At 35.2% G+C, this 12815-nt stretch carries 13 protein-coding genes and 2 pseudogenes; 10 read left to right on the top strand and 5 right to left on the bottom strand.

Going from position 1 to position 12815, the window contains the following annotated elements; translation table 11 throughout:
- The first annotated feature begins 82 nt into the window (after positions 1-82).
- Both ACFIMQ_RS07180 and ACFIMQ_RS07175 read left to right on the top strand, forming a co-directional pair.
- Entirely contained in the window at positions 83-283 is a 201-nt protein-coding gene (locus ACFIMQ_RS07180) for a helix-turn-helix transcriptional regulator (protein ID WP_375703693.1), read from the top strand.
- 95 nt (positions 284-378) lie between these two features.
- Positions 379-991 (top strand): annotated as a pseudogene (locus ACFIMQ_RS07175) (virulence-associated protein E); the annotation flags it as partial.
- Positions 992-2050: 1059 nt separating this feature from the next.
- Here ACFIMQ_RS07175 and ACFIMQ_RS07170 read toward each other — a convergent pair.
- From ACFIMQ_RS07170 to ACFIMQ_RS07155, 4 genes are read right to left on the bottom strand one after another with little or no spacing between them, the layout of a single operon-like run.
- The gene (locus ACFIMQ_RS07170; protein ID WP_375703692.1) at positions 2051-3043 is read right to left on the bottom strand and encodes a hypothetical protein; all 993 of its coding nucleotides are present in this window, start codon (positions 3041-3043) and stop codon (positions 2051-2053) included.
- Positions 3012-3626 carry a hypothetical protein gene (locus ACFIMQ_RS07165; protein WP_375703691.1) on the bottom strand — a complete coding sequence of 205 codons (615 nt, stop codon included), beginning with the start codon at positions 3624-3626 and terminating at the stop codon, positions 3012-3014. The genes ACFIMQ_RS07170 and ACFIMQ_RS07165 overlap by 32 nt, the downstream gene beginning before the upstream one ends.
- Positions 3616-5400: an MFS transporter gene (locus ACFIMQ_RS07160; protein WP_375703690.1), complete on the bottom strand. Its 1785-nt coding sequence runs from the start codon at positions 5398-5400 to the stop codon at positions 3616-3618. The genes ACFIMQ_RS07165 and ACFIMQ_RS07160 overlap by 11 nt, the downstream gene beginning before the upstream one ends.
- Entirely contained in the window at positions 5393-6631 is a 1239-nt protein-coding gene (locus tag ACFIMQ_RS07155; protein ID WP_375639723.1) for a radical SAM protein, read from the bottom strand. Before ACFIMQ_RS07155 ends, ACFIMQ_RS07160 begins: the two co-directional genes overlap by 8 nt.
- Positions 6632-7365: 734 nt before the next feature.
- On the opposite strand from ACFIMQ_RS07155, the gene ACFIMQ_RS07150 reads away from it, so the two are divergent.
- Together ACFIMQ_RS07150 and ACFIMQ_RS07145 are read left to right on the top strand one after the other, a co-directional pair.
- A complete protein-coding gene (locus ACFIMQ_RS07150; RefSeq protein WP_375703689.1) occupies positions 7366-8499 on the top strand; it encodes a tyrosine-type recombinase/integrase in 1134 nt (377 codons plus the stop codon).
- Positions 8500-8707: 208 nt separating this feature from the next.
- Complete coding sequence (locus ACFIMQ_RS07145; protein WP_004860538.1) at positions 8708-8908, top strand: AlpA family transcriptional regulator; 201 nt, start codon at positions 8708-8710, stop codon at positions 8906-8908.
- Between the two features lie 228 nt (positions 8909-9136).
- Here ACFIMQ_RS07145 and ACFIMQ_RS07140 read toward each other — a convergent pair.
- Positions 9137-9389 (bottom strand): annotated as a pseudogene (locus ACFIMQ_RS07140) (recombinase family protein); the annotation flags it as partial.
- Between the two features lie 210 nt (positions 9390-9599).
- Between ACFIMQ_RS07140 and ACFIMQ_RS07135 the strand changes: the two are divergent.
- The 6 genes from ACFIMQ_RS07135 to ACFIMQ_RS07110 all read left to right on the top strand — a co-directional run.
- Positions 9600-9905, top strand: coding sequence for a hypothetical protein (locus tag ACFIMQ_RS07135; protein ID WP_375703688.1), 306 nt, complete (start codon positions 9600-9602; stop codon positions 9903-9905).
- A 70-nt stretch (positions 9906-9975) separates the two neighbouring features.
- Positions 9976-10431, top strand: a complete 456-nt coding sequence (locus tag ACFIMQ_RS07130; RefSeq protein WP_375703687.1) for a hypothetical protein — start codon at positions 9976-9978, stop codon at positions 10429-10431.
- A 237-nt stretch (positions 10432-10668) separates the two neighbouring features.
- The gene (locus ACFIMQ_RS07125) at positions 10669-11067 is read left to right on the top strand and encodes a hypothetical protein (protein ID WP_375703686.1); all 399 of its coding nucleotides are present in this window, start codon (positions 10669-10671) and stop codon (positions 11065-11067) included.
- Between the two features lies 1 nt (position 11068).
- Entirely contained in the window at positions 11069-11572 is a 504-nt protein-coding gene (locus ACFIMQ_RS07120; protein ID WP_273790365.1) for a DUF6622 family protein, read from the top strand.
- Between the two features lie 303 nt (positions 11573-11875).
- Positions 11876-12013, top strand: coding sequence for a hypothetical protein (locus ACFIMQ_RS07115; protein ID WP_375703685.1), 138 nt, complete (start codon positions 11876-11878; stop codon positions 12011-12013).
- Between the two features lie 518 nt (positions 12014-12531).
- Positions 12532-12815: DUF3987 domain-containing protein (locus ACFIMQ_RS07110; RefSeq protein WP_375703684.1), on the top strand; the 284-nt coding region annotated here is incomplete at its 3' end.

Raw genomic sequence — 12815 nt, 5'->3', positions numbered from 1 at the left:
AAATATCTTCAAAAATGAACCAAAATGTGCTTAATAAATAGGTATGATTTGGTTCTATTTTTTATTATGAAAGGATTTTAGAATGACAGAAAATGATATTCTTTTAACAGACCGTGAAAGTGCAAAATTGCTTCATATGAGTGTCTCAACTTTCCGCCGTCATGTTACCAATGGCTCTTTACCAAAACCTTTAAAATTTGGTTTTTTATCCCGTTGGTTACAATCGGATCTCTTGAATATCATCGAACAAGCGAAACAGCAACGTCAAAGTGACGTGGCATAAAAAAACCTTGTCACGTAAGGACGGACAAGGCTTTCTCAAACTCATCAATCTAGAGATAGCACAATCCGTCCTGTGACGCAACGTTATAGGATAAAATGATGTGTTCTTTTAAGAATGCGCGGGGTATTACTCGTGCCTTGCGTGGGGTTTGGCATGGGCGCGTTATGGAACAGCCCGTTGCCCTGCTCATGACGATAGGCTGCCTAGCTTATCCCTTGCCAATGGACATGATGGGCGTCTTTTACTCTATTGTCATGCTAGCTGCTCTTTTAGAGAGATCATACAAGCGCTTATTAGAATTGGATTGCTTGGGAAACAAGCCTTTTTGATAAAGCTTATGCTCATACGCTTTCTTTCTCAAAACAGTTTTGTGCTGATCTCAAACGAGCAAAACAGAAAGCAAAGAGAGCAAAAGCAATTTGGCAACAAAGCCAACCAATCAAAAATACTTTAGCAGAAACCTATTTACGCATGCGGGGGATCATGTGTGATTTGCCTGCTGATTTACGCTTTTACGACAAATGTCTACACCCCTCTGGGGGTACATTGCCCGCGTTGATTGCTCTTGTTAAGGAGGCTGGTTTCTTTGCCATTCATAGAACCTTTTTACAAGCCAATGGCTGCAAAACAGATCAAAGACCAGCAAAAGCCATGTTGGGTTCTGTAACGGGTGGCGCGGTGCATTTAAGCCAAAACAATCCAAAACATAAGGAATTATTTAACAAACTTTAGAGCTTTTATGCTGTTGCAACTATCTTCGTGAAATTTATGAAGGCAAAACCCAAAAGGCGGTCGGCCTACAAAACGCTATGAATAGCTCACCTTGGTGAAAAATCATAGGACCACACAATAGAGAAATCTCTTTTGAAAGTTTTTCAAGCCAATCGCTCAACGCTCTTTTTAGTGATATTCTCTTCATTGCTCTTTTTTCAAAGAAAATGATCAGAGTTCTTCTTACAAAGAGTTTTGTTGCTTTTGGAGAGTTATTCCAATGTTTATGTTATTTTTTAAATAATAAAAAATAAAAAACATTATATTTTAATATTTTTGTTTAGGATCTTGATCTACTCTATGGAAATTTCTATTTTTGTAAAAAATCCAAACGTGCAACAGCATGGTAAAATATATTTTTATGACGTTGGTGATGATCTCAAGAGAAAAGAAAAAAAACTTACGATAATAGGAGTCATTTGGGAGTATTGATGGTATTACGTGAATATCAGCTACAATATCATCTGGATTTATATTACTCGTAATTGGCATTTTGGATGCATGGCTCATTTGTTCTGCGAACTATTGGGCTTGAATGTTTAATCTATAAAGCCCGGTATTGATGATATTAGAATAAAAGCCATCTTGATTTGTAAGTTTAATCGAATGCAAATTGAGAACATTCGATATAATAACAAGCGTATGCTTCTTAGCTAGCCCCTTTTAAGTAAGATAATAAGTCCACCTGCCATACTGTTTTGATTGGGGTTGAGCTCAGCTTTATAATAAACATCAAGCTTAAAAATACCGTTCGCTTATTTTGAGTTACATCAAACTGAAATACCTATAATTCTTTCTCATCAAAAATCTTGAATAAAAAAGGCAAGTTGCTGCTTAAATTACTGCTAATATCAAAAAAATCAAAGCCAATTTTGCCACCATCTTGGACACTTTTAGTATATAAGATCCCGATACATGAGACAAGCACCATATCGTTCTTCCATCGGTATGTCCTATATCTATTCACGAAACATAGCTGCTTCAGAGTGGGAAATACTATATATTTGTAGCAATTTCTTTTAATTTATTCATATCAAAATATAAATCCGATACCTTTTGGCAAAATTTATCAAGATAAATAAACAATTCATCAGAGAGAGATATCTTTTTTTCTCGAATTCTCATTAAATCCTCAGTTTTATTATTTAACGGATGCGCTTCAAAATTACTTGCACGATTTCCTGCTAATTTGGTAGGCATATAATGATTTATGATGTTACAAAAACTACAATCTAAAGGGCCTGAAACATTACTTCCAACCATACCAACGTAGTTATTTTTATTCTCAAAACACTTATATAATTCTTTAATATTACTTGCAAATGGCTTATAGACAAAAGCATTATAGCCATATTCGTGAATTTTTTCATAACCACATTTCACGAATGTCTCATCAGCGATATTTAAGAAACCCAAATCTGGAATTTTTGAAGGAAATTTCACAGGCTGTTCTATTCCAAACAAATTATTCTTATCTATCCTATCAATAAAATAATTCCACTGCTCAAAATTAATACTTGCATTGAAATCAATAATAAATTTTACATTTTTGTTTTCATTAACAATTGCAATTGTATCATCCAAATACTGATTCGATGATTTCAATTTTATCAAATCGTAATTACGTATCTCATCATCAATAATTGCACCTATTCCTATCGTTTTAATAGATTTCATTAATCCAGAATTAATAATTTTAGCCATTTCAACTTTTTTAAAAAAATCTTCCAACCCAAAGAAATAGCTTAAAGAATTTGCAAAGTGTTTACTTTTATTTATTGATCGTTCATTTACAGATTTTATAAAATCGTCCGGCATTTCTCCGTGACTAGGTGACAATGGCAACTCCATAGCAAAGGGCGAAATAACTTTATCCTGAGCAGTAAATAAAATTATCAGTTCTGTTTTTTCAACTAACACACCAGAAGAACTGTGAAAAGAATCCGATAGTTTATATTTATTGGTGTAAACTCTGATGCGTATATCCATATTTTATCTCACAGCCAGAAAAAAAATCCCGTATCATATTTAACTGAAATCTATTCTCATACTTTTTTCTATTTTCAAAATTAACTAAAATGAACTCGGGAGTAGCGATGCGTATTAGAGCTAACACTTTTGCCAAATCGAATCTTTCCGATAAAGTAATCGTTACACTATATGGTACGCTATCTTTTTTCATACATTCTATGTTACGCACCCACGTTTGTTTATATTTTTTATTGTCTAGATTTCTTATCTCTGAAATAACATCTGTGCCTATTTGTATCCCTAAAAAGAACGGATTACTCTTTAATAGCTTCAAATATGGTTGAATAGAGATGTGCCCCCCTGTTGCAATCCGAAAATATTTTTTACAAATAAGACACATACAAGTATATTTATGAAGTAAATTATAATCGAGCTCAAAAGGCTCTCCACCAGAAAGAATAATAAAATCAGATTTTATGTCATTTATTGTATATAAAGATTCAAGCAACGCATCATCTCTCACCATACATTCCATCGAATACGAACAATGATTGCAGCCCGCACTGCAATTTTCATTACAAATTACAATATTATCGCCCATGAAATTCCTTATTCAAGCTCATATAATCCAATACTAATTGTTTCATGAAAATATTTTGGTATAGACAAAGATCAGAAATTTTTTTAGACACAAACGCTTTTATCATTGGTAAAGCTTCATCCTTTGATATAGACAGCAAATGAGAAATATAGTCTATCCGTTCTTCTAAATTGAGAGATAATCTTGGACTGGTGAAAAATGTTAAGATATCCAATTCCGGACTGGCTTCTTGACATAAATCCCAATCCACTACCATAAAAGAACTATCAGGAGTAACAATGATATTATCAGGATGTAAATCTCCATGTGATAAGATTATATTCTTGCTTAATCGATCTTGAAAGATCTTATTGATTTGATCAATAATCGCCTTTTGATGTAGCAAATCCATTTGGCTCAATACAGTACCCCGGATAAACTCCCATTCGACGACTTCATCGCAAAGTGTTATCAAATTTGGTGCAGGATAGAGACTTTGTCGAAAAGAGCCATCCTTGATGTTTTCATTAATGCACGATGCTTCCGGATAAATTTGCCCATAGCAAAACTCTTGATGCTTGCGTTTCAAGAAATGTTGTTTTGACGATTGTGCATTTTCAGGCTGTAACCAAATGATTTCTTGTTTTCTGACAAAAATAATTAAAGCAGACACCCCAAAAATCACAGCCATAACTACTGCCAACCACAAATTAGCTTGCCAGAATGTTGAAAAAACATGACCGTATAAAAAACTGAATGCAAAGGATACAACAGCTGTAATAATGGCTGTAAATGATAAAACAGTCGCGATAGCTTTGGGATCAATCAGTGAATTTATAAGAAGAGACGACAGATAAGATCGATAAGCAGATTTAAAAACACATAGCAGTAAAAATCCTAATATAAGAGCCGCAATGATTTGAAATGACATGAGAAAAAAAGCAATGGTTACCATACAACCAATCATTAAGACGGGGAAAATAGGATTTTGAAACTTTGAAAAATACTTCTGAAACAACATATTGGAACTTGCTGAAAAAAAATTCCCAATGATAAAAATAATCGAAACCAAAATAGCAGGTTGAAACGGCAAAAAATCAGAAAATGCGATAGAAACAGTTCGATTATTAACCAAAATAGCAAAAGCTGAAACTGCACTTAAAAAAATAAGAGTGAAGCGATAAGGATTTTTGACTTCTTTACGGCTGGCGCACATAACTGTGAAAATACTCGGATGAGCGTTGATATGAAAACTATCTAATCCCTTCGTCAGTTTTGAAAACATAAAAATAGCAAAAATTAATGAAAAGACTTGAAAAATCACAGGCAATGCAGGATGCACATAATAAAGTATTCCCCCTAAAAAAATAAGTACCGTTGTCATACTATAGGTAACAGCAGCCACTTCGGACTTAACGGAAAACAGTGTGCGATGCTTTGGTACTACAGAAAAGAGTAAACTATCTTCCGCACCTGAGAAACAAGCGGCCGCTAATGTAATACACAACAAATAAGTAGCGTAAGCAAAAAATGCATAATTCATAAAAAGAGCTAAAAAACCGCAAAGAAAGAAAAACAGTCCAGTATAAATAACGCGCTTACTTCCATAAACATCTGATAATAAACCCAAGGGGACCTCTAAGATCAAAGGAAGCAATAAAAAATAACTACCGATTAAAACAATATCCGCTTGCGACAAATGCAATTTTTCCGACAAAAAAAGTGGTAAAACAGCAATCACTAGAGCAGTAGACTTGCTAACGCTATAAATCTTAAATTGCTTAACCTTATCCACAAAATACCTTCCCACGACATCCGCTACATGCGCCAGATTCTTTCAAAGATTTTAAAACGCTTTGAGCAGACCAATCTATTGCCTCATAATTTTGTAGATTCCCAAAAGCTTCTGAATAAAAGCAATTTTTTAAATCTCCATTATAGTCCAATACCAAGGATGAAAATGGAAATAAACACATTAACGACGACGAAACGTACGTAGAATTTTCGCCTAAGTAATAATTAATACAATTTACAAAATTTTGTGACGTCCATGAGATTTTCCTTTCTTGGAACTTTTTATCTATATAAATCTGGAGGAGAGATTCTTTCCTTAATAACTCATCTCTCAAATGAAAAAGTGAGGCGTTTGGCGGAAGAATTTTGTTGCTTAAAGCCTTAGATCGATCCTTTGTATTATTGTTTCTAGAAAAACAAAATGACGACGTATCGAGCGGGTTGAATCCGATATAATCGACATCTTTGCTTATACAAAAATCGATAAAATTAATAATATTTTCTAGAATCTCTTTGGTAACTGTCGCTCTTATTCCTATACTTTGCAGAGGTTGAAGATTCTTAACTGTTTCAATGTTTTCCCACACGCGATCAAATTTATTCGCCCCCCGTATATCATAATATCCTTGGACACTAGTCGAATCCATAGAAATAACAATTTCTTTTATGTCATACTGTAAAATCCATAAATTTTTATGCAATAAGATGCCATTGGTATTTAATTCAACAGGCAGACCTAGTTCATTCAACGTTAATAAAATATCTTTAAGCCTCGGATGCATTAAAGGTTCTCCCCCAGAAAGCATCACTGAGGCAGCTCCTTTTTCTTTCAACATTCTAAATAAGGGTATTAAACTTTCTGGAGTATGCCAATTTTTTTCCTTAATCTTCCAGCAATCGCACATGATACAAGGGCTATTGCAGTTCTGGATAATATGTATAATAGGTGTTACAGGTGCCCATAATTTTTTAAGATCAAAAATCGAATCTGACGCACTAATCAAGTTTTCCTTTTTTAAAAGAAAACCATTCTTTTCTAATTCTCTTAACAAGATTGAAAAATCTGATGCTAAGACCTCTGTCTCTACATTAAGCTTTGCCGCAACAGTTTCAATTTTCTGATTCTGTAAAAAAACTGAATCAATTAAAATTATAGCTGAATCATTAAGCACAATAGTCTGAAAATCATTTAATCTAGTTATGCTATTCTCGTCGAGATTAATACGAAACATCTCCCCTCCTAAATTGTTTCTTAATAATACAATGGATAAGGGCGCTGCTGCGCCCTTATCCTGCTTTTTTATTTTTTTCTATCTCGCGCCAATGGTTTATAACAAGTTAAACTTGCACTATTCACAGTACCAATCACCTGCGGCTTTTTATATGACATAACATCCTCCTCATATTGTTATTATGTACCTTGATATATATTAAAGATAATTATTATTTTGTAAATAGTCTAAAAATTTACAACTTTATAATTGTAAAGTCAATTTAACTGTATTACGCAATATTCAGTTTGGAAAATAAATTGGCCTTACCGGTATAAATCGAAAAACTCTTGTACTCAGCTAGTTTCCATTTTAATTATTAAGTTCATTCAAAAAGTATTATTCCTGTTTTCAATGGCTATTTCACTTTAATCACAATAAGAAATATGCAATGCTCTGCTTTATCAAGTAATTTTAAAAAGGTTTTTTTGGGCTGAAATAAAGAATAGTTGTTGCGTAAATCAGCTTCTCAGAAGAAAAATTTTTCAATTATTTTTCTGTTTTAATTGTAATTTTGTGAAATACTACTTGCGGTGAAATTACCTTTAAAAAAGGTTCTACTCGACGCCAAAATACAAACTTTTATTTCTTATTAAAGATACAATCATATTGATTTATAATGATAATTTAGCACTATTCATATCGAATAAGAATCCCAAATAACGTAGGATTCTCTCATCTTAAATCTGTGTATCTTGAATCAATCAAAATCACTTGCTTGCACACCACAAGCCGGCTTGCTACTTCACAAGCGTAAAGATGGAGGTGCTCAATGGATTTTACGGTATACCCTTCATGGGCGGCGCCGCGAAATGGGATTGGGTGTCTTAAGACATATCTCTTTAAAAAAAGCCCGTGAATTAGCAAACCAATGGCGTTCTGTTTTACATGAAGGTCGTGACCCTATTAAAGAACGTGAGAAACAAAAGCGTGAAGCAATAAGCAATCTCCATTACTTAAAAGATATTGCACTAGATACTTTTGAAACTCGGAAAGCTGAGTTAAAAAATGATGGTAAAGATGGGCGTTGGTTTGCGCCTTTACAACTTCATATTCTCCCCAAATTAGGCTGCTTTCCCGTTTCTGAGATTACACAAACAGAGATACGCGATACCCTTGCCCCCATATGGCATACAAAAGCTGATACTGCTCGGACAGCATTGATACGTCTCAAACTTTGTCTCAAACATGCTGCTGCCTTAGGGTTGGATGTTGATTTACAAGCAACAACAAAAGCACGCGCGCTCCTAGGCAAACAACTCCATAAAACGCAAAATATACCAGCAATGGATTGGAAAGATGTTCCTGCTTTTTATAAAACACTTTGCCAAAAAACAGCCCTAACACAACTGGCTTTGCGTTTGCTTATTCTTACAGGTGTCCGTACTAATCCCTTGCGTCATATTCGTGAAAATCAGATTGATGGGGATATATGGACTATTCCTGCTGAAAATATGAAAGGAAAGCGTGATGCTACAACAGAATTTCGTGTGCCTTTATCATCTGAAGCATTAGAAATTTTAAAACAAGCGCGCGGGCTTTCTCGCAATGATTTCTTCTTTTCTGCAACCGGTCGCGGTTCTCTTGGTGAGAATTGTATGGCAAAATATATGCAACAGATTGGACTTGAAGCACGTCCCCATGGTTTTCGCTCTAGTTTACGCAATTGGCTTGCTGAAACAACCGATGCCCCCTATGAGGTCGCTGAAACTATTCTAAGTCATACGGTCGGCGGTAAAGTAGAACGTGCCTATCGTCGTACTGACTATCTAGAACAGCGCCGTGTTTATATGGATAAATGGGCTGCTTATGTCACTGATCAATCTTAAGATATGGGGTGCATAACCCCATGATCTGTGGATAACTTTAGCTCTCTTCCCTCTCATTCCCTCTCAATTAGACTCATAATTTATCACATGAGAATTTATATGATAATATATTGTTTTCTATAAATAAAACATCTTTCTAAATAAACCAAAATGTGGTTAATAAATACTTATGATTTGTTTCCATTTTTAATTATGAAAGGATTTTAGAATGACAGAAAATGATATTCTTTTAACAGACCGTGAAAGTGCAAAATTGCTTCATATGAGTGTCTCAACTTTCCGCCGTCATGTTACCAATGGCTCTCTCCCAAAACCTTTAAAATTTGGCTTTTTATCCCGTTGGTTACAATCGGATCTTATCAATGTCATCGAGCAAGCAAAACAGCAACGTTATAACGACGCGGCATAAAAAGAAAACCTTGTCACATAAGGACGGACAAGGCTTTTCATTTTCACACTTTATATGAATAGCACAATCCGTCCTGTGACGCAACGTTATAGAATTTAAAATGATGTGTTCTTTTAAGAATGCGTAGGGCATTACACGTGCTGTGCCGGGGGGTATGGGCGTTTAAAATAGCCCGTTGTCTTGCTCATGATGATAGGTTGTTATTCCTTAATAAATTGGCGTACTTTATAAATTATGCTCACTAACATCTTTAAGAATTTCTAAAACATCAAGAGAAAATCGGTTATACAAAAAACTCAGGTGTCAATAACAATCCCCTGCTCTGTTCTTTCGATTAAAGCACCAAGCTTTCCTTCTATTTATAGTTTATCTTCAATATGGAGTGAAGCAAAAGCATTTTTGTTAGCATATTCTAACAATCCAAGTTTTTGATTTTCTGTATCTTGTCATCAGGAGAAACTCGTAAATATGCGTAAAATTGTCACGTTCAATAAAGACCATCAATTAACTGTATAAGTATCAGAAAAAACGATAAGTTTCTTTGATACAAACAATCAAAATGATCAAAGATAAAAACAGATATCTTATTTTCATTTCCAAACAACAAATTGAAAAATTCATAGGAAATTTGATTGATCAGATTTAACCATTAGATTAATATTTCAAGACAGATTACAGAAAGGAATTTCCTATGCAAAAGAAATTACCCAAAAGTTATATGACGAATGCTGAACGTGAGGAGTTACGAGCAGGCGGGTTAGATCAAAACTGCATTTATACTGCTGAATCAGAAGCAGCGGACCGTGCTAACGATAGCAAAGCGGCGTGGGAATGGTTAGCAATGACTGAACCTCCAGCACATACACTTCTGTTTCTTAAAAAGCGGCATGGAGCACAATTTATTCGTGATATGGGATTTTCTACTAAAGATGCTGATAAAGAATATGGTCCCGATTGGTTAGATAAAGATGTTATCATAGGAGGTCATCATTTCTAAAGAATTTGAGGAGTTAGAACGTATTTTTGTTCGCGAAAATAACTATGTAAAAAGTCTTGATGAAGCATTGATGACCAAGAAACTACATGATGTGCGCAATGATTTGTGTAGTTATCTTCGTAACATTGAGAAAAGCGGTGGTTTGTCATTACTTATTGATACGGAGCGTAGTCTTGTAGAAAACGATCTGCTAAGATATGCCAATAGTAAGGCTATGATTAGTAGTCTTAAAACAGCATTAATGGAAATAGATATTATTAAGAAGCACATAATCCTTGTTAGTAATCCTGCGCAATATAAGACAGTAAATGAAGTTCATAGTTTACCCAAAAATCGTAAAGGCGGATTGCCTTACGATGAAGCACGTCAAGCAATAGCATCCCATTATGCACGGTTAGGAAACTTAGATAAATCTCGTTTAACGTCAATTGAAAAATCAATTATTGATGTGCGTAAAGAAAATATGACGATTATGCGCAAGCTCTACGAAAAGATGCAAGCCAAAGTTATTGGTATAGATTTCTAACTCAATAAAATACTTATAACAAAGCTTTTTACATTAGTTTATTCACACATCTTTAAAAGTAATGGTTAAATGAAAATCTCTCGTTTGTATAGCTTTTTTGAAGGGAAAAACTGTCAAATGAGATATCCCTGCTGGTTTCTTTTTTCATTCAATCAAAAAAACTTCATTTCTCATTTTCTTAGTTCTGTTTGTATTCTTCATAGGAATATTAAAATTGTCCGGCAGGGAGAACCCGTGATGATTACTAACATTCTGACAGTTATTGTCCTGTTTGTTAATTATTTCGCTGGATGGTCTACACTTTTACTGAACTACCCCACAGTTTTTTGCTATCTGTCACTTGCTCTGGTTTCATTGATTAGCTTGCTGGTAAAGAAACCCTTTACCATTTTTTATGCCAGTGCTGGTGTTTCTGAAGAAAAACGCAAACATATCCTATTTTATCTCATCAATAAATATATTACATGGATTTGGGTAATCATCTTTTTTGCCAATGGTCTTCTAGTGGCTTTTTTTACATGGCCCCCCCAGATTTGGTTAATCACTATGGGTTTAATTTGTACTGGTATTCTTTTTTCTAAATATCTTCCTAACATCATGCAATATTTTTATCGCATCAAACATCATGGAGCATAATATGTCATTGTTTAACATTCTGACCGGAACCCCTTTATGGGCTTGGATTTTGCTTATTTTTCTCATTGCGAGGGGAATAATCGCATTGAAAGATAGGGAAACGAAGGTTTACCGCCTTTTTCTCTTGCCGTTAGTCTTTCTTTTTTTGGGCGCAAGCGATGTGATTAACCAGCTGGCTTTCCCACGCTGGGGAGCAATCGCAATGTTGGCAGGGCTGATGATCGGCTTTGGCGTTGGCTGGTTGCTCTGGCGTGCTACTGCGCGTTTAAAAATCAAAGAGGGAACGGATTTAATTATTCGGCATGGTACGCCGTTGACGCTGATATTTATTCTTATCGCTTTTGTCATCAAATTCACATTGATTGTTTTTCTCAATATTGAACCTGATTTGAAATATGCATTTGATTTTAATCTTCTTTTTGGTCTTTTAAGTGGGTTCACTGATGGTGTGTTTTGGGGCGGAACATTAAATTTATATATAGCATTTCGAAAGAATCCAAATTAATCCCTATACTATTAGCTGTGGGTGCTTCCCATTAGAACTATCTTAATAGAAGCTTATTCCTAACAACAACGCTGCATACAAATGCAGCGTTGCCTCGTAGTTTCAGATTTTTTTATCCCAGCGCGTGAAGAGGTGAGGGAAGTGATATATCTGACTATGCCCCCTTGGGGGAAGAGCGAGCCTAAAGGTTTAGAATGCTATGAGTTTGAGCTAGCTGGACTTTGAGCAGATGGTTTATCGCTCATGGGAAATCATTTTGTTTTACGATTCAAAAAGAGGATAGTGATGGTCTCATTGGCGTAGGTGGGCAAGAAAACTGTTAGCTTGGCAATGCGTCAACAATTTGTAGAACTATGTTGTGGAACCCCTACGCCAAGCCGTTGCTATGATGGCATGATGCTTTTGTCAAGCATTATGATATGGGTAGGAACCGGTGTTTAAGGGTGCAACTGCGGTCACTATACGATCCAGTAGCATTACGTTTTTACATTTGAGTATTTAGGAGCGGTAGACTCTGTACAGGCTATGCGTGCAATATGTGAAGCGCGCTTGTGGGAATCAGTGTGCCATTATTGCGTTGTGCATGCAACCCTCTAGCTAGTACTTCATTGGTAAGGTTGTTTTTTGAAGCTGATTAATTATCTGGGTGTTTTTTAAGAGAACGTTAGCACTGATGTATCGCGTGCCGTACCAAGAAATCTTCCAAAAAAAAATTATTAAAAATACTAAAAATATATGTGCAAGATGAACAAATGCTTGCTGAGGATATTGTATCAACGACTGTAGCTGCTTAAGGGCACATAATCTTGGGGGGCATAATGTTGTACAAAAAATCATGAAGTCCAAAAAACTCGTAAAGGTGCATTGCACTTCTCCTTTGAGAATTTGGCATCTCCTCTTAGCTTAATACGTTCTCATTATGATATAAACCCCTTGGTTCTCCTGAACCCCCTCTTGTGATGCGTTTTTCTGCTGATGCTCAAGAGATCTTTCGTGAATGGATGCAAAAGATTTTTAAAGAAGCCAAAGAGAATAACCTTTCTGAAAGCTTACAAGCGCATCTTTTGAAAATGCCTAAGACCATAGTAAGTCTTGCATTGATTTTTGAATTAACCGAAGGGGGGCGTTTTGAAATCAATAAAGATGCCCTTCAAACAGCTTTTCGATGGGAAAAATATTTGTTAAGTCATGTCAAAAGGCTTTATGCGGCGGCGGATAGCTTAGCAACAGAGGGGGCAAAATT

Origin of the sequence: Bartonella sp. AD13SXNS (assembly GCF_042196465.1) — a bacterium.
Lineage (GTDB): Bacteria > Pseudomonadota > Alphaproteobacteria > Rhizobiales > Rhizobiaceae > Bartonella.
The sequence above is the reverse complement of the archived record's forward strand: the minus strand, read 5'-3'. Positions and strand labels throughout refer to the sequence as shown.